Source organism: Micromonospora jinlongensis (assembly GCF_013410645.1).
Classification (GTDB): domain Bacteria; phylum Actinomycetota; class Actinomycetes; order Mycobacteriales; family Micromonosporaceae; genus Micromonospora; species Micromonospora zamorensis.
Map to the genome: position 1 here is coordinate 391,129 of NZ_JACCHK010000001.1, position 21,921 is coordinate 413,049.

A 21,921-nucleotide genomic window follows, 5' to 3' on the forward strand; every position below is an offset into this window, starting at 1 on the left:
ACGGGCGCTCAGACCAGGAAGTTCTCTCGCATCCTCGCGCCCAGATTGATGCCACCGACCGCGCGGGGCCCGGCCGGGTCGTGCACGCTGACGGTGTTGTTGCGCCGCATCAGCTCACGGACCGCGGGCGGCAGCCGGGGCGGGTCGTCCATGGCCGCGAGGATCTGCCCGGCGCTCAGGATCAGTCGATCGGCCAGGGCCGCCGCGTCGGTGTCCACCCGCACCCGTCCGTACTCCCAGGCCGCGGTGGTGAGGTCGAGCACCTCGAACACGCGGGTCAGCAGCGGGTTCGGGTCGGTCACCCGGTCGAGCCGGGGCGCCTGGCTGCCGACCACCGCGACGGCGGCGGCCACCTGGGCGTACGGGTGGAAGCCGCACGGCAGCGCGAACAGTGGCCAGCGCAGGGCGTGGCCGGCCTCCATCCACAGCGGCCGGTAGTTGCGGCGGTGCACCAGCAGCCGCCGGCCCGTCCGTCGGTGGATCTCCTGGGCCTGGGCCTGGAGGTCCAGGTGGGCCTCGTCGGCGACCTGGCTCACGATCCGGGCGGCCACCACCAGGCCGTCGTCGCTGTTCAGTGCCGCGGTCAGTGCCTCGACCTGCTCGGGGAACCGGACCTGTGCGTGGGTGCCGTACCGGGACTGGACGTCGCGGAGCAGCGCCTGCTGTCGTCCCGGGTCGAGCTGGACCCGCCCACCGCCCAGCAACCGCCGGAGCCAACGCATGTCGCCTCGTTTCAGCAGAGCCGCCGTGGACGGCGGCAATGCTAGTGCGTCGCGACTTCACCGTGTGCGGACGGGGGTGGCTGACCGAGCCCTCGGGTCGTGTCGGCGATGACCGGCGGCGCGGCGGCGTGCCACAGTGGTTCATGCCGCTGAGCAGGTATCACCTCAGAGCTTCGGTCGCCGTCTCGGACATCGAGCGGGCCATCGGGTTCTACGAAGGCACACTCGGCCTGCCGGTGCTGCGGTCCGGCCCCAGCGCCCATGTCGCCGGCGGCAGCCGCGTCTATGGTTCTGGCGGCGGGCCGGCACTCAACGTCTACCAGTCGGCCACCGCCGGGAAGACCCCGGCGACGCTGGCGACCTGGTACGTCGACGACATCGACCAGACCGTCGACGAACTCGTCGCCTCCGGTGTCGAGTTCATCCGCTACGAGCAGGTGGAACACGACGCCAGGGGGATCACGCCTCGGGCCGGTGGTGGCCGCATCGCCTGGTTTCAAGATCCGGACGGCAACACCTTCGCCCTCGAAGCCGACGCCTGATCCGGATCCGGTGTACGCCCCTCCGAAGGCGTGGGTAGTTTTCCTGTCATGAGTGAGGACAGCTTCCGCTCGGTGCAGATCGAGCGCACCAGCGTGGGAAACTACGTCGCGCGCAACGTCCGCGGCGGGTCGATGTCGTTGGGCACGGGGGAGGACACCAGCTTCACGCCGGTGGAGCTGCTGCTGGCCGCCATCGCCGGCTGCACCGCGGTCGACGTGGACTACATCACCAGCCGCCGTGCCGAGCCGACCCAGTTCTCCGTCGAGGTCACCGGCGACAAGATCCGGGACGAGACCGGAGGCAACCGGATGCAGAACATCCGAGTCGAGTTCACCGTGACGTTTCCGGAGGGCGCGGACGGCGACCGGGCACGCGAGGCACTGCCCCGTTCGCTGCAACAGTCGCACGATCGACTCTGCACGGTCTCCCGTACCGTCGAGCTTGGCTCTCCGGTCTCGATCGTCGAGACCGGCGGGTCCAGCGGAGACTGACCCGCTCTGGCAATCAGTTCGGTGCCGCCACCCATCACCTGACTCGAAGGGACCTCCGCGATGGCAAAGGTCATCTCGACGTTGTTCATCTCGGCCGACGGTGTGGCCGAGATCGACCCGGACTGGCACTTCCCGTACTTCGACGAGAACATGGGTCGCGCCGTCAGCGAGGACTACGACACCGCCGACGTGCTGCTCATCGGCCGCGAGACCTACGACAGTTTCGCCGGAGCGTGGCCCGACCGTGAGGCCGCCGGTGGCGACGACGCCTCGTTCGCCAAACAACTCGGCGACGTCCGCAAGGTCGTCGTCTCGCGTCAGTCGCTCGACCTGTCCTGGCGCAACTCGGAGCTGATCCAGGGCGATCTCATCGAGGCCGTCACCTCGCTCAAGGCCGACGCGGGTGTCCGAGGCATCCTCATCCCCGGGTCGATCTCGGTGGTGCAGCAGCTGCTCGCCGCGGGGCTGGTCGACGAGCTGCGTCTGCTGGTGCATCCGGTCGCGGCCCGCAAGGGCCGCAAGCTGTTCGACGAGGGCGATGCCGCGTACCACCTGCGCCTGCTGGCGTCGGAAGCCTTTCCGACGGGGGTGCTGCGCCTCATCTACGCGCCGGGCGGGGTCCCGAACGCGGCCGGCTACGACGACGTCAAGGACCAGGTGCCGGCCGGAAACTAGGGCCTGTTTCACAAGGACTGGCCGGCCTGCGGCGGACCCGGACGACGACCGGCGGCGTTGCGGTTTGGTCCAGATACAACACCGGTATCCGGACCAAACCGCGCCTTGCCGGGTCGCCGCCCGGACTCCGCCTCGGCTCGACCGCCCTTGTGAAGCAGGCCCTTGTGCACGGAGGGTGCCCCTCCGGCCGTTTACCCGGCCCAGGCGGATCCGGGTCACCGGCGCGCAGTGGTACTCGCCGTTGCAGTGAGCACCATCGGGCCGTCCCACACCCTGACACACCAATCAATGAGGCTCATCTATATTGACGTTCGGCGTTGGCGACGACAGGATCTTGGCACCACCCCCACCGTGATCCCGTCTGGGAGACCCCATGAACCGTCCTCGCCTGCCCCTCCTGCGGTCAGCCACCCGGCTGGCCGCACTCGCCCTCGCCACCGCCGGCGTGCTGCTCACCGTCGCCACACCCGCCAGCGCGGCCGTGCCCGCCGGCCGCTACGTCGCGCTGGGCGACTCGTACACCTCCGGTCCGCTGGTCCCCACCCAGGTCGACCTGAACTGCCTGCGGTCCAACCGCAACTACCCGTCGCTGGTGGCTACGGCCGCCGGCTCGTCGTCGTTCGCCGACGTGAGCTGTTCCGGGGCCACCACGGAGGACATCCTCTCCGGCGGCAGCGGCGCGCTGGGCATCGCACTGCCGCCACAGTTGAGCGCGGTCACGTCGAACACGGCGCTGGTGACGGTGCAGATCGGCGGCAACGACATCGGCTTCTCCGGCATCATCACCGACTGCGCGGAGGCGAGCCTCAGCAGCCCGCTCGGCTCGCCGTGCAAGAACCGTTTCACCGCCGGAGGTGTCGACCAGCTGCAGGCGAGGATCGTCGCCGCGACGCCGAAGGTGACCGCGGTGCTCCAGGCGGTCCGCCGGGCCGCGCCGAGCGCGCGGGTCGTGGTGCTGGGATACCCGGCGATCCTGCCGGACACCGGGTACGGGTGCTGGCCCGTCGTTCCGATCGCCTACCAGGACGTGCCGTACCTGCGGGGCGTCGAAAAGTCGCTCAACGCCATGCTGGCCAGCGCCGCGAACGCCAACGGCGCCACCTACGCCGACGTCTACACCCCGTCGATCGGCCGCGACACGTGCAAGAGCAGCGGTACCCGGTGGGTCGAGGGGCTGGTGCCCCAGAACGCGGCCGCCCCGTTCCACCCGAACGCCCGGGGTGAGCAGGGCATGGCCACGGCCCTGCTCGCCAAGCTGAACAGCTGAGCCGGCCCGCGATCGGTTGAACCTGCCCCGTCGGCAACGGCGGGGCAGGTTCGCGGCTGCCGTCTCAGCGACGTGGCGATGCCCAGCCGCGCTGGTGCAGCCGTTCGATGCCGTCCAGCAGCAGGTCCAGCGCGAACTCGAACTCGAACTGGTCGTCACAGCCCTGCCCCAGGACGGACTCGTCGTCGTGCGACGCCGCCATGGCGATCTCCGCGACGTGCGGGAACCTGGCCGCGATCTCCGGTGGTAGGGCCGCCGGCGGTGGAGCCGGGTCGGCCCTGCCCGACCGGCCGGCGCGCCGGGAGTCGTCGAAGAGTTCCTGGCTGAAGCCCAGAATTCGGCTGCCCATCGCGTGCATCACGTGGTGCGCGAGATCGACGGAGAATCCGCCGGCCCGGAACGCCCCGATCATGGAGTCGAGGTAGGCCAGGACGGCCGGCGTCGCCATGTTCCGCGTCTCGATCGCCAGCGGTGCCCAGGGGTGGCGCAGCAGCACCTGCCGCGCCGAGAGGATGCGCTGGCGGACCGCGTGCTTCCAGTCGGCCCCGGGCACGGGCGGGTCGATCTCACCGACGACCACGTCGATCATGCCGTCGAGCAACTCGTCCTTGTTGGCCACGTGCTTGTAGAGGGCCATCGGCACGACGCCCAGGTCCTGGGCGAGGTTGCGCATGCTGAGGGACTCGATCCCGGCCTCGTCGGCGAGCGCGACGGCGGCGCGCAGGATCCGGTCCCTGCTCAGCGGCGCACGGCGCAGCGTCTCAGCCTGCTCAGCCATCTCGCTCCTCGTCGTCGGGCGGGCATTCGAACCCTAATCCCCTTGACAGGTGTACGCCGTATACCTACCGTTCTCTACAAGGTGTACGGCGTACACCAGGGCCGGGACTTCGCCGGTCGGGTCGAGGCCGTCGGCGCCCGCGTTCGACATGTACGCCCGGGTGATGCCGTCTTCGGCGACCTCGGCGACGCCAACGGCGCGTTCGCCGAGTACGTGTCCGTGCCCGAGACCCTGATCGCGACGGCGCCGGCGAACCTGACGCCGCAGCAGGCGGCGGCCCTGCCGCTGGCCGGCATCACCGCGCTCATGGGTCTGACCAGCGCCGGGCGGGTCGAGCCCGGCCACCGCGTTCTCATCAACGGTGCCTCCGGCGGCGTCGGCACGCTGGCGGTCCAACTGGCCACGGTGCTCGGCGCGAGCGTGACCGCCGTGTGCAGCACCCGCAACGTCGATCTGGTCCGGTCGCTCGGCGCCGAGCACGTCGTCGACTACACCCGTGACGACTTCGCCCGCGACACCCGTCGCTACGACGTCGTGTTCGACCTGGTCGGCAACCGCTCCCTCGCGGCGCTCCGACGGGTCCTGTCCCCGACCGGGACGCTGGTGCTCTCCGGCGGCGGTGTGTACCGGGGCGGCAGCCTCATCGGCCCGGTCGGGCTCATCGCGCGTGGGAGGCTGCTGGCACCCTTCGTCCGACAGCGCATCGTCATCCTCGCGGCGGTGCCCGGTCGGCAGCACCTCGACGCGCTCCGTGCCCACGTCGAAACCGGCCGCCTCACCCCGGTCATCGACCGGACCTATCCGCTGCACGAGGTGCCCCAGGCCATGCGATACCTGGAGACCGAACACGCGCGGGCCAAGGTCGTCATCACCGTCTGACGTGCGACTTCGCCGTCGGTGTCGACGGTGGGGGCGGTCCGGAAGCGCCCGGTCGCGCGCACCCACGAGGACGGTCGACCGACCGGGCGGTGCTTGAGATCGGGAAGTCCGGGGTACCGAAAGCTTCATGCCGAGTGTGGGGCAAGTCGTCGGAGACCGATACCGTCTGGTCGAGAGCATCGCCAGTGGCGGTATGGGTGATGTGTGGCGGGCCGTCGACGAAACTCTGGACCGCTGCGTGGCGATCAAGATGCTGCAACCTCGGCTGGTCACCGACGCCGGCTTCGGCGAACGGTTCCGCCGCGAGGCCCGGGCGATGGCGGCTCTGCGTCACCCGGGTGTCGCCCAGGTCTACGACTACGGCGAGGTGTCCCGTGCCGGAGCGCCGGTCCTCGCCTACATCGTGATGGAATGCGTGCAGGGGCAGCCTCTGTCGCAGCGGATCGCCGAGGTCGGCCGGCTGGACGTCGCCGAGGCGATGTCGATCGCCGCGCAGACCGCCCGTGCCCTCCAGGCGGCGCACGACGCCGGGGTCGTCCACCGGGACGTCAAGCCCAGCAACTTGATCATCGAGCCGGACGGGCACGTCGTCCTCGTCGATTTCGGCGTCGCGGTGACGCAGGAGGCGGTGAGCCTGACCGCTACAAACCAGGTCGTCGGCACCGCCCTGTACATGGCTCCGGAGCAGATCGCGAAGAACGAGACCTCCCCGGCGATCGACATCTACGCGCTGGGCGCCGTCGTCTACCACTGCCTGGCCGGCCGGCCGCCGCACCAGGGAGAGACCGCCCTCGCGGTGGCGCTGCGGCACCTCGGAGAGGAACCGCCTCCGCTGCCCGAGGACGTTCCGGAGGCGGTCCGTCGGCTGGTCGCCACCGCGATGGCCAAGGAGCCCGCCCACCGCTTTCCGACGGCGGCGGCCATGGCCACGGCGGCGCAGGCGGTCACCGACGCGTCAGATGAGTTGCTGCGGACCGCCACCGCGGCGACCTCGATCGCGGTGCCGGCCGAGCACCGGTCTGCCCGGCGCTCCGCCCTCGGCGGCGCGGCGCGGCGGGCGGGCAGCCCTGGGTCCACCGGGCTCGCGGTGCTCCTCGGATCGCTGGCCGCCGCGGCTGCCGTCCTGGTGTTCGCCGATCCCACCGGGATGATGACGGGCCCGACCGGGCGGCCGTCGACGCCTCCCGTGGTGCCACCCGCGGTGCCGCCGCAGGGGGAGCCCGGCCCCGGTGCCGGCGGCGGCGAACCGGCCACCCGCGATTCCGCGGGTCTGCCGGTGCGGGCGCCCGGATCCCCGACCCCGACGGCCACCGGCTCGGCGGGCGGGACCACGGCGAGCCCGTCGGCGTCGCTCGGTGAGGGCACTGTGGATACGCCCGAGCCCACCACGTCCGAGAGTGCCCCGGCGGGACCGACGGGGGCCCCGACGGGTGAACCGACGGACGACCCAGCTTCGGGCCCGACCGACGAGCCGTCGACCGACGAGTCGGAGGCGGGGGAGGAGGCGGCGGGGGAGGAATCGCCGACGGGGCAGGCCGCCGTGCCGCAGGTCTAGCGGACGACGGCAGCGGCCGCACGCTCCCGCACCAGTCCACCGAGCCCGCCGGGAACGCGCGTCGGCAGCCGGGTCGCGCCGGGCCGGTGGCGGCCGGTGATGTCGGCGATGATCTGCCGCCGAGGCGACGGGGACGCCCATGGCGCACCTCTGGCGTGGCGGCCGGGGCCGCCACGCCAGAGGTGTGGTGTCAGGAGCTGATCAGGTCAGCCCGTGCTGCAGGTGACCGTCGGCCAGTTCCAGTTGCCGTTGGCCATGATCGTGATTCCGAAGTTGTTGCCGTTGCCGTTCGGTCTCGCGGTGACGGTGCCGCTCGTGCCGCTGACGGAGGCGTTCCAGCTGTTCTGCACACTCTGGCCGCCGCCGAGGCCGAGGCTGACGACCCAGTTGTTGGTGCCGCTGACCGCGACGTTGAGGTTGAACCGGTCGCCCCACTGCTGGCCGGCGGAGAGCGTCGCGTTGCAGTTGCCGTTGCTGGGCGGGTTGGTGGTGGTCGGGCCGGAGGTCGGGTTACCGCCGCTGCCTTCCCGGACGGTGATGTCGGAGCTGCCGCTGCTCTGGTAGCCCTCGGTGGCCATGATCTGGTAGCTGTGGTTGGTGCCGAGGTTCAAGCCGGCACGGGCCCAGGCGTCGAAGTGGTTGGCGGTGGTGATGGTGCCACTCGAGCGCTTCTGCTGGCGGACGCTCCAGAACTGGTAGAACGTCTGGTTGCCGTCGATCGACGGGGCGTTGACCCGCTGGCTGCGCAGGATGTCGTAGGTGCCGCCGTCAGTGGTGACCGTGCCCATCCGGGTGGCGCCGCTGCTCGGGTTGTAGCTGCCGAAGTTCTCCACCACGTAGTACTCGATGAGCGGGTTGCGCGTCCATCCGTACAGGGCGAGGTAGGTGTTGTTGTTGCCCGGGTTGTAGCTGCCCGAGTAGGTGACCGTCCGCCGGTTGCCGGTGGCCCAACCCTTGCCGCCGACCCAGTTGTTGGTGCTCCTGTCCCAACTGCTGGTGTATCGGCCGTCGGCGCGCAGCGTCATGCTGGCGTTGCCGCTGTCCTTCCAGAACGAGAAGAAGTAGCCGTTGTGCGTGCCGGTGAGGTTCGAGGTGAGGGTCCGGTCGGCCTCCGCGTACGCGTTGGTGGCGGTCATCGTGCCGGTGACGGCCAGGACGGCGGCGCAGGCGGCGCCGAGGAGCAGCCGCATGCGGCCACGCCTCCTGGGTCTGGTGGGGATCTCGCCGGTGTCGATCATTAACGTGTTCCTCCTTGTGGCGGCTGGCGGGGGCCAGCGGTGCGATACGGCCCGCAGGCTGTCGGTGGCCCGGGACGGCCATCGGCGTCGTACCGCGTGGTGGTGGCCGGTCGTCCTGCGCGACGACCGGAGGAGTGGGTCGCGGTGACTGGTGCTGACGGCGATTGAACACCGTCGATGGCGACCGTATTAACCCCGCCGTCGACTTGTCAACAATTTTCGGAAACACGCCGGCAACGTCGCGGCGACCGGCCATCTGCCATGGGAGCGATATCTATCCAGGTCAGTAGTCGATCAGAAGTCGAGATGCGCTACCGGGGAGCTGCGGTGGTCGACGAGGACGCGAGAAGAACCCGCCGAAAACTTCCGGAGACTTTCCGGACCGCAATCACCCGCCGGTCGAGGCGTGCGAGGCAGGCAGACGCCGGTCAGCTCCGGAGGGCGTTGAGCCGCGCGGCCTGGCGGGTCAGGTGGTCGCGCTCGGCGAGGTTGGCGGCCTTCTGGGCCGCCGCGGTGTACAGCCGCGCCGCTGTCGCCACGCTGCCGTCGCGCTCGTGCAGGTAGGCCGCGACCGCCGTGTGGCGGGGAAGTGCGTCGTCCAGTGCCGCGAGCGCCGCGAGACCGGCGCGCGGGCCGTCGGCCTCGCCGACGGCGACCGCGCGGTTGAGCCGGACGATCGGGCTGTCGGTCAGCAGCGCGAGTTCGTCGTACCACTCGACGATCTGCACCCAGTCGGTCTCCCCGGCGGTGCGCGCGTCGGCGTGCAGCGCCGCGATGGCGGCCTGGGCCTGGAACTCGCCCAGTCGGTCCCGGGCGAGGGCCGCCTGGAGGATTCCGACGCCCTCGGCGATCAACGCGGTGTCCCACCGGCCGCGGTCCTGCTCGGCCAGCGGCACCAGGCTGCCGTCGGCCGCCCTCCGGGCGGTGCGCCGGGCGTGGTGCAGCAGCATGAGGGCGAGCAGCCCCGCCACCTCGGGGTGGTCGATCGCGGCCGCGAGCTGCCGGGTGAGCCGGATGGCCTCGGCGGCGAGGTCGACGTCGCCGGAGTAGCCCTCGTTGAAGACCAGATAGAGGACGCGCAGCACGGTGGCGACGTCACCGGGCTGGTCGAACCGCACTCCGGCGACGGTGCGCTTGGCCCTGCTGATGCGCTGCCCCATGGTCGCCTCGGGCACCAGGTAGGCCTGGGCGATCTGGCGGGTGGTCAGCCCGCCGACGGCGCGCAGCGTGAGCGCGACCGCGGACGACGGCGTCAGCGACGGGTGGGCGCACAGGAAGTAGAGCTGGAGCGTGTCGTCCACCGCCGGGGTGGGGCCGGGCGGGGGTTCCTCGTCGACCAGGTTCTCACGCCGACGGCGGGCCGCGTCCGCCCGGGTCGCGTCGAGGAACCGACGCCAGGCCACGGTGACCAGCCAGCCCTTCGGGTCCCGCGGCGGGTCGGCCGACCAGACGCGGACCGCCTCGACCAGCGCGTCCTGTACGGCGTCCTCGGCCGCCGCGAAGTCAGCTCCGCGGCGGACGAGGACCCCGAGCACACTCGGCGTGAGGCTCCGGATCAGTGCCTCGTTCACTCCGTGATGGTGGGCGGCTCGGTCAGGAACGGGCGCAGTTCGAGCCACTCGTGGATCGGCTTCCCGTCCTTTCCGGGGGCGGCGGACAGCTCCCCGGCCAGCTCGACGGCGCGCTCGTAGCTGTCGACGTCGATCACCATCCAGCCGGCGATGAGGTCCTTCGTCTCGGCGAACGGGCCGTCGGTGACTGGCGGGCGGCCCTCACCGTCGTACCGGACGAACACCCCGTCGGGGGCCAGGGCCTGACCGTCGACGAACTCGCCGGTCTGCTCGAGCCGTGCCGCGAAGTCGTTCATGTACGCGATGTGCGCCGAGATCTCCTGCGGCGTCCACTGGTCCATGGGTACGTCGTTGACCGCGCTCGGGGCGCCGCGGTAGTGCTTGAGCAGCAGGTACTTCGCCATCGTCTTCTCCTCGGTGCGGGTGTGGGGCCCTTCGTGGCCGCCTTCACCCCGGGGACGGAGCTGGTCGCCGGTTCTCGACATGGCCGTCCGGATTATTTTTACTCTGGCTCAGGAGCGTGGGTGGAACCGGTCGGACACGGTGGCGCGGGACCGGCGTGAAACTTGATTCGTTCCAAAATAGTGAGCTAGTGTTCGTCGGGTGATGTCCGACTTCGAGGCGCAACTGCGGGCCGCTTCGCTGCGCGTGACCCGGCCTCGACTGGCGGTGCTCGCGGCGCTGCGCGACCACCCGCACGTCGGCACCGACGCCGTGATCGCGCTGGTCCGGGCGGATCATCCCACGGTGTCCCACCAGGCGGTGTACGACGTGCTGCGGGTGCTCACCGACGCTGGTCTGGTGCGGCGCATCCAGCCTGCCGGGGCGACCGCCCGCTACGAGTCCCGGGTCGCGGACAACCACCACCACATCGTGTGCCGCTCCTGCGGCGCGATCGCCGACGTCGACTGCGCCGTCGGCCACGCTCCCTGTCTCACCGCCTCCGACGATCATGGTTTCGTGGTCGACGAGGCGGAGGTCGTCTACTGGGGCACCTGTCCCGACTGCGCGACCGAACGCACGCCCCAGAGATCCGCAAGCTCGGAAGGAAGCACATGAGCGACACCCAGGACAACGGCCCCACCAGTGCGCAGGGCGTGGACCAGAAGGCAGCGGCCGGCTGCCCGGTCGCGCACGACTCGGTGACCGCGCACGGCAGCGAGAGCGAGAACCCGGCGATCGACTCGCCGACTCCCAAGACCGGCGGTCGTCCGCGCACCAACCGGGACTGGTGGCCCAACCAGCTCGACCTCTCGGTGTTGCACGCCCACTCGTCCAAGGGCAACCCGTTGGGTGCGAACTTCAGCTACGCCAAGGAGTTCGCCAAGCTCGACGTCGAAGCTCTCAAGCGGGACATCACCGAGACGCTCACCACCTCGCAGGACTGGTGGCCGGCCGACTTCGGCCACTACGGCGGCCTGATGATCCGGATGAGCTGGCACGCCGCCGGCACGTACCGCATCGAGGACGGTCGCGGTGGAGCTGGCGACGGCGGTCAGCGTTTCGCTCCGCTGAACAGCTGGCCGGACAACGCCAACCTCGACAAGGCCCGTCGGCTGCTCTGGCCGGTGAAGCAGAAGTACGGCCAGAAGATCTCCTGGGCCGACCTGCTGGTCCTGGCCGGCAACGTCTCCCTGGAGTCGATGGGCTTCAAGACCTTCGGTTTCGGCTTCGGTCGTGAGGACGTGTGGGAGCCCGAGGAGATCTTCTGGGGCCCGGAGGACACCTGGCTCGGTGACGAGCGCTACGCCTCCGAGAAGGAGATGGCGGCTGGCGTCGGGGCGACCGAGATGGGTCTCATCTACGTCAACCCGGAGGGGCCTCGCGGCAACGCCGACCCGCTCGCGGCGGCGCACTTCATCCGCGAGACCTTCGCCCGGATGGCGATGAACGACGAGGAGACCGTCGCCCTCATCGCCGGTGGCCACACCTTCGGCAAGACCCACGGTGCCGGTGTCGCCGACAACCACGTGGGTCCGGAGCCCGAGGGTGCCCCGCTGGAGGCGCAGGGCCTGGGCTGGCTGAGCACCCACGGCAGCGGCAAGGGCGGTGACACGATCACCAGCGGTCTCGAGGTGACGTGGACCGACGTGCCGACGCAGTGGAGCAACCGCTTCTTCGAGATCCTGTTCGGCTACGAGTGGGAGCTCACCACGAGCCCGGGTGGCGCGAAGCAGTGGGTCGCCAAGGACGCCGAGGCGATCATCCCGGACGCCCACGACCCGTCGAAGAAGCACAAGCCGACGATGCTCACGACCGACCTGTCGCTGCGCGTCGACCCGGCGTACGAGAAGATCTCGCGCCGCTTCCTGGAGAACCCCGACCAGTTCGCGCTGGCCTTCGCCAAGGCCTGGTACAAGCTGCTGCACCGCGACATGGGTCCGATCGAGCGTTTCCTCGGACCGTGGGTGGCGGAGCCGCAGCTGTGGCAGGACCCGGTGCCGGCCGTCGACCACGAGCTCGTGGGTGACGCCGACATCGCCGCGCTCAAGGCGAAGGTCCTGGAGTCCGGTCTGACGACCGCCCAGTTGGTCTCCACCGCCTGGGCGTCCGCCGCGAGCTTCCGCTACACCGACAAGCGCGGTGGCGCCAACGGCGCGCGGATCCGTCTCGAGCCGCAGCGCAACTGGGAGGTCAACCAGCCGGAGCAGCTGGCGACCGTCCTGACCACTCTGGAAGGCATCCAGCGGGAGTTCAACGAGGCCGGCGGCGCGAAGATCTCGCTCGCCGACCTGATCGTGCTGGCCGGTTCGGCCGCCGTCGAGAAGGCGGCGCGTGACGCCGGCGTCGAGGTGACCGTGCCGTTCCGGCCGGGCCGCACCGACGCCACGCAGGAGCAGACCGACGTCGAGTCGTTCCGGGTCCTCGAGCCGCGCGCCGACGGTTTCCGCAACTACCTGCGTCCCGGCGAGAAGACCCAGCCGGAGGTGCTGCTCATCGACCGCGCCTACATGCTCAACCTGACCGCGCCCGAGATGACCGTCCTGGTCGGCGGCCTGCGTTCCCTCGGCGCGAACACCGCTGGTGCCCAGCACGGTGTCCTCACCGACCGGCCGGGTGTGCTCACCAACGACTTCTTCGCCAACCTGCTGTCCCCGGGCACCCGGTGGAGCGCGTCGAAGTCCGAGGAGCACGTGTACGAGATCCGCGATCTGGCCACCGACGAGGTGAAGTGGACCGCCACCGCGGTCGACCTCATCTTCGGTTCCAACTCGCAGCTGCGGGCCCTCGCCGAGGTCTACGCCAGCCAGGACGCCCGCGACAAGTTCGTGGCCGACTTCGTGGCAGCCTGGACCAAGGTCATGGAGCTCGACCGCTTCGACATCGCCTGACCGCCTGACACCGACGAGCCCCGGCCGATCGCTAGTGGATCGGCCGGGGCTCGTCGGCGTTCACACCACTCGCGCCACTGTCGACGGGCGTCTGGAAAGGCGATTAATCTGTGGCCCCACACTCCATCGATGTGAGGAGATGCGATGGCGCGTCGCACCGGCCGGCCTTCCTACCTGTCGGACAGAGCCGATGTGCGTCATCGCCGCACGACACGCTTCGTGGCGGTCGCGGGGGCGGTCGCGCTGGTCACCGCCCTGTTGGGTGGGCTGGTCGGCTACCAGGTGGGCCGCCCGGACGCCACCGAGGCGGCCATCGCGACCATCCAGGAGGCCGAGGCGAAGCGGGACGCTCAGCAGATCCTGGAGCTGACCGGGACGGCCCGACGCGTCCGCGACCAGATCGCCCCCGTCCTGGCCGCCGTCAAGACGGAGACGTCAGCTGGGCGTGCGCCGGACCCGGGCCAGGCGCGCCAATGGCAGGAGATCATGCGCCAGGCGGCCGAGCCGTTCGCTGACCCACCGTCGGGCACCACCGCCACCAACGTGGCGCGAGGAGGGTTGCGCGCGGCGATCCAGCAGGCGTCGCTGGCCGTCGACGCGTACGCGCTGGCCGCCGACGTCCCGGCGGCGCAGCGTGCGGCCCTGCTGGCCGTCACGGCGCGACAGGCGGCCCAGGCCGTGACGATGTGGTCGGTCGCGGCGACCCAACTCGACCAGGTCAGTGTCGACGCCGGGCACGGCCATCAGCACGTGTTCCTCGACACAGACTCCCACGAGGGGCCCCTCACGCCGGACGGGTCACCCGAGGGAACCGGCGGCTGAGCGGCGCTTTGCTGCTCGATGTCGGGTTCGCCAGCGGGCGCCGCTGCCGAGCCCGGCCGAGCGGCCGGTCAAGATCTGGGAGTGGCCCGCCTGATCGGGTACGGTCGCTTATCGCAAAGTCTATGAACCAGATTGGCTTTCTGTGCAATGGAAGCCGAATCGGAGGGACACAGCCGTGAGGTTCCCAACTGCCGTCCGTCGGGCCGGTCTCGTCGCGGCGATCGCCGCCCTCGCGCTGAGCGCGGGTTGCGCCAAGAAGGATGACAGCGAGGTCCAGGCGAGCGGAGTCAAGCTGGTCGAGGCGGGCAAGCTGACCGTCTGCACCCACCTGCCGTACCCGCCGTTCCAGTCGAAGGACGCCAGCGGCAAGGTCACCGGCTTCGACGTCGAGATCATGGACCTGGTGGCCAAGGAGCTGGGTGTCGAGCAGACGATCATCGACACCCCGTTCGAGGGCATCAAGTCCGGCCAGGACCTGAACACCGGCAAGTGCGACGCGGCTGCCGCCGGCATGACCATCACCGAGGAACGGCAGAAGGTGATGAACTTCTCCGACCCGTACTTCGACGCCACCCAGGCGCTGCTGGTGAAGACCGGTAAGCCCTACAAGTCGCTCGATGACCTCAAGGGCAAGAAGTTCGGCGTCCAGGCGGCCACCACGGGTCGTGACTACGCCAAGAAGTTCGAGGCGGAGAAGGGCCTCCAGCTCGTCGAGTTCGAGGACCTCGCCGCCCTGCAGCAGGCCGTCTCCAACGGCCAGGTCGAGGCCGCCATCAACGACCTGCCGGTCTGGAGCGAGTACCTCAAGAAGAACCCGGGCGGGTTCGAGGTTGCCGCCGAGTTCGACACCGGCGAGCAGTACGGCTTCCCGGTTAAGAAGGACGCCAACCCGGAGCTGCTCAAGAAGATCAACGAGGTGCTGGCCAAGGCCAAGCAGGACGGCACGTACGACACGATCTACGAGAAGTGGATCGGCAAGCGGCCGAGCGCCTGATCATCGCGTGGTAACGGAGGGCGTGCGCCCCGCGCGCCCTCCGTGTCGGTAACCTCCGGGAAGGCAACGAGCGAACGTGAAGCTGCGACGCCGCCAGCGGGAGCGGTTGTCCCTCGGGCTCCAGTACCTGGTCTTCATCGCCGTCATCGCCGCGGTGCTCTTCGCCGCCGACTGGGACAGGCTGGCCGACGCGTTCTTCCGCGTCGACATCATCAAGTCGATGTTCCCGACGATCATCACCGTGGCGCTGCGCAACACCATCCTCTACACGCTGGGCGCGTTCGCCTTCGGTCTCGTGTTCGGGACCATCCTGGCGCTGATGCGGTTGTCCCGGGTCGCGCCGTACCGCTGGGTGGCGACGGCGTACATCGAGCTGTTCCGGGGTCTGCCCGCCCTGTTGGTGCTGTTCCTCGTCGGGTACGGCATCCCGATCGCCTTCCCGGAGCGCGAGATCCCGGGCGGGGTGTTCGGCTCGATCGCCATCGGCCTCGGGTTGACCGCGGCGGCCTACATGGCCGAGACCATCCGCGCTGGCATCCAGGCCGTCCCCAAGGGGCAGATGGAGGCGGCGCGCACCCTCGGCATGTCGCACTTCACGGCCATGCGCACGATCGTCATCCCGCAGGCGTTCCGGATCGTGATCCCGCCGCTGACGAACGAGCTCATCCTGCTCACCAAGGACTCGTCGCTGGCGTACGTGCTGGGTGTGACGGCGCAGACCATCGAGATCACCAAGTTCGGTCGGGACATGCTGAACGACCGGGTGAACGCCACGCCGCTGCTGGTGGCCGGCCTCGCCTACCTGATCATCACTCTGCCCCTGTCCCAGGTGGTACGTCGCCTCGAACTCCGCTACGCCAAGGCCCGGTGACCGCATGACGACGACCCCATCCCGCCCTGCCGTCGAGATCCGCGACCTGCACAAGTCCTTCGGGCCGCTCGAGGTGCTCAAGGGCATCGACTTCGAGGTCGGCCAGGGCGAGGTGGTCTGCGTGATCGGGCCGTCCGGGTCCGGCAAGTCGACACTGCTGCGCTGCGTCGACCTGTTGGAGGAGCCGACGGCCGGCAGGATCTGGGTGAACGGGGTCGAGATGACCGACCCGGATGTCGAGGTCGACGCGGTGCGCCGTGGCATCGGCATGGTCTTCCAGTCGTTCAACCTGTTTCCGCACCTGACCGTGCTGAACAACCTCACCATCGCCCAGCGCCGGGTGCTCAGGCGCGGCCGGGCCGAGGCCGAGCGCGTCGCCCGGGCCAACCTGGAACGCGTCGGGCTGACCGACAAGGCCGACGTGTTCCCGGCGCAGCTCTCCGGTGGGCAGCAGCAGCGGGCGGCCATCGCCCGGTCGCTGTCGATGGAGCCGAAGGTGATGCTCTTCGACGAGCCCACCTCCGCGCTGGACCCGGAGTTGGTCGGCGACGTGCTCACCGTCATGCGCAAACTGGCCGAGGACGGCATGACGATGATGGTGGTCACCCACGAGATGGCCTTCGCCCGCGACGTCGCCGACCGGGTCGTGTTCATGGACGGTGGGGTGGTGGTCGAGCAGGGGCCACCGCAGGAGGTGCTCGGCGCCCCGAAGCACGAGCGGACCCGTGCGTTCCTCTCCCGGGTCCTCGACCCGACCCGGGTCGCCCAGCTCGGTCAGACCGACCAGTCGCCCGAGCCGCCGGAGGCTCCCGCCCTGCCGGCGGACGACCGCCACCACCTCTGACAAACGATCCCGTACGTCTCTCGCCGGGTTGCCTCATCGAGGGCGACCCGGCGTCGACCTGTGCGCGCGTCCGCGCTCGTGCCGGTGGGCGTCGGCGTCCGCCACCGACTGACTGACCAGCCCGGATCCCTGCGGGCCGCTGTGTGTCAGCTTCATGTCAATCGACGGCCGTCGTGATGTCAAGGTAATCTTCTTGCAATCAGACCCTGTACTTTCGTCGATGGATTACATAAGTTGCTGTCATCCACCGAAAGTCTTGAGTCTTCCGAGCAAAGTTCGCGACGAGCCTCACCCTCAGTCGTGCTACCGCCCCCGTGCTCGGGTCGATGCACCCTGTCCTCGTCGCGTCTTCGCCCGGTTGGGAACGGAGACCCATGGACGATCACGCCGTTGGCTCCCACCGCCACCTGTCCCGCCGATCGCTGATCGCCACCGGCGCGCTCGCCGCCGGGGCGTTGGGCGCGTCCGCCCCGACGATCGGCACCGCGTTCGGAGGCAGCCCCGCCCGGGCTGCCGCCGGCGTCACCAAGAAGATCACCATCTACGCCGAGCAGCTGCCCGGCAACCTGTTCGGCTACGGCCTCGCGCCCGGTCAGGCCACCGTGCCCGGGCCACTGCTGGAGATGTACGAGGGCGACACCCTGGAGATCACCCTGGTCAACACGACCAACCAGCGGTTGTCCATCCATCCGCACGGGGTGGACTACAGCACCGAGTCCGACGGCAGCCCGTTCAACGCCTCGTTCAACAATCCCGGTGAGACACGGACGTACGTCTGGCGCTCACACGAGATGGTCGCCGCGGCGGGTCGGCGGTACATGCCGGGCAGCGCCGGTTACTGGCACTACCACGATCACGCGATGGGCACCGACCACGGCACCGCCGGTGTCGCGAAGGGACTGTACGGGGCGCTGATCGTCCGGCGCCGTGGCGACATCCTGCCGGAGAAGCAGTTCACTGTCGTGTTCCACGACATGATGATCAACAACCTTATGGCGCCGGCCACGCCCATGTTCGAGGCCAACCTGGGTCAGCGGGTGGAGTGGATCGCCATCGGCCACGGCAACCTGTTCCACACCTTCCACCTGCACGCCCACCGCTGGGCGGATAACCGCACCGGAATGCTGGAGGGCCCGAGCGACCCGAGCCTGGTCGTCGACAACAAGGACCTCAACCCGGGCAGCTCGTTCGGCTTCCAGGTGCTGGCCGGGGAGGGCGTCGGACCCGGGGCGTGGATGTACCACTGCCACGTGCAGACCCACTCCGACGGCGGCATGGCCGGGATCTTCCTGGTGCGCAACGCCGACGGCAGCATGCCACCGGGTGCCGAGGAGGCGATCCACCGGTTCCAGGGCCACACCCACACGCACGGAAGTTAACCGAAAGTGGGGACGGGGATGACCAGAAAAATACGACGAGCCCTTGCCGCGGTAGCGGCATTCGCCACACTGATTCCCGCGACGACGGCGGCAGCCGCGCCGCCACCGGCAGCCGCCCCGCAGGCAGCGCAGCCGCAGCGGACCGCCGTCCTGGTGTTCCACGGGCCGGTGGCCGAGCAGCAGGACCCGGTGTCCCGCGCGGTGGACACCATCAAACAGCTTGCTGCCGGTCATGACATCGATGTCACGGCCACCACGGACCCCGCTGTCTTCACCACGGCCAAGCTGTCCGCGTACCGCAGCGTGGTGTTTCTCTCCGCGACGGGCGCCGCGCTCAACCGCGACCAGGAGTCGGCGCTGCAGAGCTACATGAAGGCCGGCGGTGGTTTCGTCGGCATCGCCGACGCCGCCCGCGCCCAGGTCGACTCCACCTGGTTCACCGGCCTGATCGGCACCCGCCCGGCGGGCGCCATCCCGGTGGCCGAGCCGGTGGCCCGGGTGACCGCCAGCGGCGAGAACCCACCCAACGAGACCAAGGAGAAGCTGACCGACGGCGATGCCAACACGAAGTGGCTCGTCCGCACCCCGACCGCCTGGGTGGCGTACGAGTTGAGCGCACCCAAACGGATCACCGGGTACGCGTTGACGTCGGCCAACGACTCCTCCGGCCGGGACCCGAAGGACTGGACCCTCCAGGGCTCCACGGACGGCCAGACCTGGACCGACCTGGACCGGCGCACCGGCCAGAGCTTCCCGGACCGGTACCAGACCCGCCGGTTCGACATCGCCACCCCGCAGGAGTTCACGCGCTACCGGCTCAACGTCACCGCGAACAGCGGCGAACCGCTGGTCCAGCTCGCCGACCTGCGCCTGTTCACCGGCAGCACCACCGCCCCGGAGCCGCCCGCGGTGAACCGCGCGGTGGTCGACATCCTGGACCGGAAGCACCCGGCCACGGCGTCGCTGCCGCTGACCATCACCCGCTCGGACCGCTGGGAGAACTGGGACCCGAACCCGATCGGCACTGTGCACACCCTCGCCCAGGTCGAGGAGCGGCACTACAACCCGGGAGCGGCCGCCAACGGCGCCTTCCACCCGGTGTCCTGGTGCCGGGACTACGACGGCGGCCGGTCGTTCTACACCGGCATGGGCCACACCGAGGGCAGCTACGGCGAGGAGGCGTTCCGCACGCACCTCACCGGGGCTCTCAACTGGACCACCGGCCGCGTACGCGGTGACTGCCAGGCCACGATCGCCGCGAACTACAAGGTGGAGCGGCTCACCGCGGCCAACCAGACCGGGCAACTGGACCAGATCGGCGAGCCGCACGGGCTCACCATCGCGCCGGACGGCACGGTCTTCTACGTCGGCAAGGCGGCCTGCCCGAGCGGCCCGATCGCGGACTGGAACAACCCGAAGGTCGGCCTGGGCTGCGGCACTATCCACTCCTGGGACCCACGGACCAAGCAGGCCAAACTGCTCACGACCCTGGAGGTGATGGGCAACCGGGGCAGCGGCTCGGAGCTGGTGAAGAACGAGGAGGGCCTGCTCGGCATCGTGCCCGACCCGAAGTTCGCCGACAACGGCTGGCTCTACGTCTACTGGATGCCGCACGAGTCGGTCGACCGGGTGCAGCGGGTCGGGCAGCGCACCATCTCGCGGTTCACCTACGACCGCCAGGCGCAGACCATCGACCAGACCACCCGCAAGGACCTGTTGCAGTTCCCGGTGCAGGTCCACAGCTGCTGCCACGCGGGCGGCGGCATGGCGTTCGACGCCAAGGGCAACCTCTACGTCGGCTCCGGCGACAACAACTCCTCCGAGGGGTCGCAGGGCTACTCCGGCAACAACTGGACCCAGGAGTACCAGGGGATCTCCTTCCAGGACGCCCGCCGCACCTCGGGCAACACCAACGACCTCGCCGGCAAGATCATCCGGATCCACCCGGAGGCCGACGGGACGTACACCATCCCGGAGGGCAACCTGTTCCCACCGGGCACCGAGAAGACCCGCCCGGAGATCTACGTGATGGGCGTACGCAACATCGCCCGCCTCCAGATCGACCCGGTGCACCAGTGGCTGACCGCGGGCTGGGTCGGCCCGGACGCCTCGTCGCCCAGCCCCACCCTGGGCCCGGCCAAGTACGAGACGGCCACCATCATCACCTCCGCCGGTAACCAGGGCTGGCCGTACTGCATGGGCAACCGGCAGCCGTACCGGGACCGCAGCAGCACCGACGCGACGGTGCTGACCGGCTGGTACGACTGCGACAACCTGAAGAACACCTCGCCCCGCAACACCGGTCTGGTGGACATCCCGGCCGCCCGGGACAACATGATCTGGTATTCGCCCGACGGCGGCGGCCCGGTCTTCCCGAAGCGGACCGACGGCAGCGGCCTGCCGACCTACGTCGCGGCCGACGCCACCTACACCCAGCCGTACCTGCGAGGCGGCGGGCAGGCCATCATGTCCGGCCCGACGTACCACCGGGAACTCGTCGACACCACCAGCGGTGTGGCGTGGCCGGAGCACTGGGACGGTAAGTGGTTCATCGGCGACCAGTCCAACGCCGCCAACCGGGTAGCGGTCACCGTCGACCCGGCCGGTGTGCCGCAGGCCACCCCACCGGTGTACGCCGAGTCCCTGCGCGCCATCATTCCGGGAGGCAACGGCGACACCCGGCTGCAGAGCTGGATGGACGCCAAGTTCGGCCCGGACGGCGCGCTCTACCTGCTGGACTACGGCGGCGGGTTCTTCAGCCTGCACCCCAACCAGAAGCTGATCCGGATCACCTACACCGGTGGCGCCCCCACCCCGGTGCCGGCGGCGAACTCGGTCGCCGTGCAGAACAAGCCGCTGACCATCGCCTTCGACGGCGCCCGCTCCGGCGGCGTCAGCCACCGGTGGGAGTTCGGCGACGGCGCCACGTCCACCGAGGCGAACCCCCGGCACACGTACGCCACTGTCGGCACCTACACCGCGAAGCTGACCGTCACGTACGCCGACGGTGAGACCGCGACGGTGCAGAGCACGGTCACGGTGGGCTGTGCGGTGCCCGACAGCCGGCAGAACGTGTGGCTCGACGAGACGGACACCGGGGTGCCCAGTCGCCCGGTCGGGCAGGGCTGCACGATCAACGACCTGATCGACGACGAGAGCACCTGGGCCGACCACGACGCCTTCGTCCGACACGTGGGCGCGGTGACCCGCGCGTTGCAGGACGACGACCTGCTCACGGCCCGGGAGTCCGGCACCCTCACCCGCCTGGCTGCGGCGTCGGAGGTCGGGAGGAACGGGCGCACCGGCTACGAGCCGCTCTTCGACGGCACCGCCGAGTCGCTGCGCGGCTGGGAGCAGGCGCCGACGGGCTCGTTCGCCATCCAGCCGGACGGGTCGCTGCGCTCCAGCGGCGGCCTGGGCATGCTCTGGCACACGAAGGAACTGGGCGACTTCTCGCTGAAGGTGCAGTTCCGCGACATCGCACCGGGCACCGGCCGGGCCAACACCGGCGTCTTCACCCGCTTCCCGGACCCGCGGATCCCGCTGGAGCAACGCCCGCCGGGCAGCTGCGGCACTGTCGGATCGGCCCGCACCTCGCAGGCGTGGGTGGCGATCTACTGCGGACACGAGATCCAGATCTACGACGGTGAGACCGGCGAGCCGCAGAAGACCGGCTCGGTCTACAACTTCGACCCGGTGCCGCTCGCCCAGGCCGGCGTCACCCCGAAGGAGCAGTGGAACGACTACGAGATCCGCGTCGTCGGGCAGCACTACACGATGGTCCGCAACGGCGTGGTGATCAACGAGTTCGACAACACGCCGGGCAAGCAGTCCTCCCGCGCCGGCGACCCGCCGACGGACCTGCGGCAGTTCCTGCGCGGCTTCATCGGCCTGCAGAACCACGGTGACAACGACCTGACCGAGTTCCGCAACGTCCGCGTGCGCGAGCTCTAGGAGAGA

At 69.9% G+C, this 21,921-nt stretch carries 18 protein-coding genes and 1 pseudogene; 14 read left to right on the plus strand and 5 right to left on the minus strand.

The window, feature by feature from the left end:
* Window positions 1-8 precede the first annotated feature (8 nt).
* A complete protein-coding gene (locus HNR22_RS01160; RefSeq protein ID WP_179778604.1) occupies window positions 9-722 on the minus strand; it encodes a hypothetical protein in 714 nt (237 codons plus the stop codon).
* A gap of 128 nt (window positions 723-850) precedes the next feature.
* Between HNR22_RS01160 and HNR22_RS01165 the strand changes: the two genes are divergently transcribed.
* The 4 genes from HNR22_RS01165 to HNR22_RS01180 all read left to right on the plus strand — a co-directional run bounded on the left by HNR22_RS01165 (window position 851) and on the right by HNR22_RS01180 (window position 3,698).
* Window positions 851-1,264, plus strand: a complete 414-nt coding sequence (locus HNR22_RS01165; protein ID WP_343059634.1) for a VOC family protein — start codon at window positions 851-853, stop codon at window positions 1,262-1,264.
* 48 nt (window positions 1,265-1,312) lie between these two features.
* Window positions 1,313-1,756 carry an OsmC family protein gene (locus tag HNR22_RS01170; RefSeq protein WP_088947750.1) on the plus strand — a complete coding sequence of 148 codons (444 nt, stop codon included), beginning with the start codon at window positions 1,313-1,315 and terminating at the stop codon, window positions 1,754-1,756.
* Window positions 1,757-1,816: 60 nt separating this feature from the next.
* A complete protein-coding gene (locus HNR22_RS01175) occupies window positions 1,817-2,431 on the plus strand; it encodes a dihydrofolate reductase family protein (protein WP_179778605.1) in 615 nt (204 codons plus the stop codon).
* 373 nt (window positions 2,432-2,804) lie between these two features.
* Window positions 2,805-3,698 (plus strand): SGNH/GDSL hydrolase family protein, encoded by an 894-nt coding sequence (locus HNR22_RS01180; RefSeq protein WP_179778606.1) that lies wholly within the window; start codon window positions 2,805-2,807, stop codon window positions 3,696-3,698.
* Between the two features lie 64 nt (window positions 3,699-3,762).
* Here the strand turns inward: HNR22_RS01180 and HNR22_RS01185 are convergent, their stop codons facing one another.
* Window positions 3,763-4,476 carry a TetR/AcrR family transcriptional regulator gene (locus HNR22_RS01185; protein WP_179778607.1) on the minus strand — a complete coding sequence of 238 codons (714 nt, stop codon included), beginning with the start codon at window positions 4,474-4,476 and terminating at the stop codon, window positions 3,763-3,765.
* Window positions 4,477-4,572: 96 nt separating this feature from the next.
* On the opposite strand from HNR22_RS01185, the pseudogene HNR22_RS01190 reads away from it, so the two are divergent.
* Together HNR22_RS01190 and HNR22_RS01195 are read left to right on the plus strand one after the other, a co-directional pair.
* Window positions 4,573-5,355: pseudogene (locus tag HNR22_RS01190) on the plus strand (NAD(P)-dependent alcohol dehydrogenase); the annotation flags it as partial.
* Between the two features lie 127 nt (window positions 5,356-5,482).
* Window positions 5,483-6,910 (plus strand): serine/threonine-protein kinase, encoded by a 1,428-nt coding sequence (locus tag HNR22_RS01195; RefSeq protein ID WP_179778608.1) that lies wholly within the window; start codon window positions 5,483-5,485, stop codon window positions 6,908-6,910.
* 206 nt (window positions 6,911-7,116) lie between these two features.
* Here HNR22_RS01195 and HNR22_RS01200 read toward each other — a convergent pair whose 3' ends face one another.
* The 3 genes from HNR22_RS01200 to HNR22_RS01210 all read right to left on the minus strand — a co-directional run bounded on the left by HNR22_RS01200 (window position 7,117) and on the right by HNR22_RS01210 (window position 10,123).
* Window positions 7,117-8,100 (minus strand): glycoside hydrolase family 11 protein, encoded by a 984-nt coding sequence (locus HNR22_RS01200; RefSeq protein WP_246380596.1) that lies wholly within the window; start codon window positions 8,098-8,100, stop codon window positions 7,117-7,119.
* Window positions 8,101-8,576: 476 nt separating this feature from the next.
* On the minus strand, window positions 8,577-9,719 hold the full coding sequence (locus tag HNR22_RS01205) for a sigma-70 family RNA polymerase sigma factor (RefSeq protein WP_179778610.1): 1,143 nt from the start codon (window positions 9,717-9,719) through the stop codon (window positions 8,577-8,579).
* Window positions 9,716-10,123 carry a YciI family protein gene (locus HNR22_RS01210; RefSeq protein ID WP_179778611.1) on the minus strand — a complete coding sequence of 136 codons (408 nt, stop codon included), beginning with the start codon at window positions 10,121-10,123 and terminating at the stop codon, window positions 9,716-9,718. The genes HNR22_RS01205 and HNR22_RS01210 overlap by 4 nt, the downstream gene beginning before the upstream one ends.
* 199 nt (window positions 10,124-10,322) lie before the next feature.
* On the opposite strand from HNR22_RS01210, the gene HNR22_RS01215 reads away from it, so the two are divergent.
* The 8 genes from HNR22_RS01215 (at window position 10,323) to HNR22_RS01250 (ending at window position 21,915) form a co-directional block, all read left to right on the plus strand.
* Window positions 10,323-10,778 (plus strand): Fur family transcriptional regulator, encoded by a 456-nt coding sequence (locus HNR22_RS01215; protein ID WP_308194534.1) that lies wholly within the window; start codon window positions 10,323-10,325, stop codon window positions 10,776-10,778.
* On the plus strand, window positions 10,775-13,051 hold the full coding sequence (katG, locus tag HNR22_RS01220; RefSeq protein ID WP_179778612.1) for a catalase/peroxidase HPI: 2,277 nt from the start codon (window positions 10,775-10,777) through the stop codon (window positions 13,049-13,051). Before HNR22_RS01215 ends, katG begins: the two co-directional genes overlap by 4 nt.
* A gap of 144 nt (window positions 13,052-13,195) precedes the next feature.
* Window positions 13,196-13,873 (plus strand): hypothetical protein, encoded by a 678-nt coding sequence (locus tag HNR22_RS01225; RefSeq protein ID WP_179778613.1) that lies wholly within the window; start codon window positions 13,196-13,198, stop codon window positions 13,871-13,873.
* 175 nt (window positions 13,874-14,048) lie between these two features.
* Complete coding sequence (locus HNR22_RS01230; RefSeq protein WP_179778614.1) at window positions 14,049-14,867, plus strand: transporter substrate-binding domain-containing protein; 819 nt, start codon at window positions 14,049-14,051, stop codon at window positions 14,865-14,867.
* Window positions 14,868-14,943: 76 nt separating this feature from the next.
* Entirely contained in the window at window positions 14,944-15,738 is a 795-nt protein-coding gene (locus tag HNR22_RS01235) for an amino acid ABC transporter permease (RefSeq protein WP_088947763.1), read from the plus strand.
* A 4-nt stretch (window positions 15,739-15,742) separates the two neighbouring features.
* Window positions 15,743-16,582 (plus strand): amino acid ABC transporter ATP-binding protein, encoded by an 840-nt coding sequence (locus HNR22_RS01240; protein ID WP_179778615.1) that lies wholly within the window; start codon window positions 15,743-15,745, stop codon window positions 16,580-16,582.
* A gap of 374 nt (window positions 16,583-16,956) precedes the next feature.
* The gene (locus HNR22_RS01245; RefSeq protein ID WP_179778616.1) at window positions 16,957-17,961 is read left to right on the plus strand and encodes a multicopper oxidase domain-containing protein; all 1,005 of its coding nucleotides are present in this window, start codon (window positions 16,957-16,959) and stop codon (window positions 17,959-17,961) included.
* An 18-nt stretch (window positions 17,962-17,979) separates the two neighbouring features.
* Window positions 17,980-21,915 (plus strand): ThuA domain-containing protein, encoded by a 3,936-nt coding sequence (locus HNR22_RS01250; RefSeq protein WP_179778617.1) that lies wholly within the window; start codon window positions 17,980-17,982, stop codon window positions 21,913-21,915.
* The last annotated feature ends 6 nt before the right edge of the window (window positions 21,916-21,921 follow it).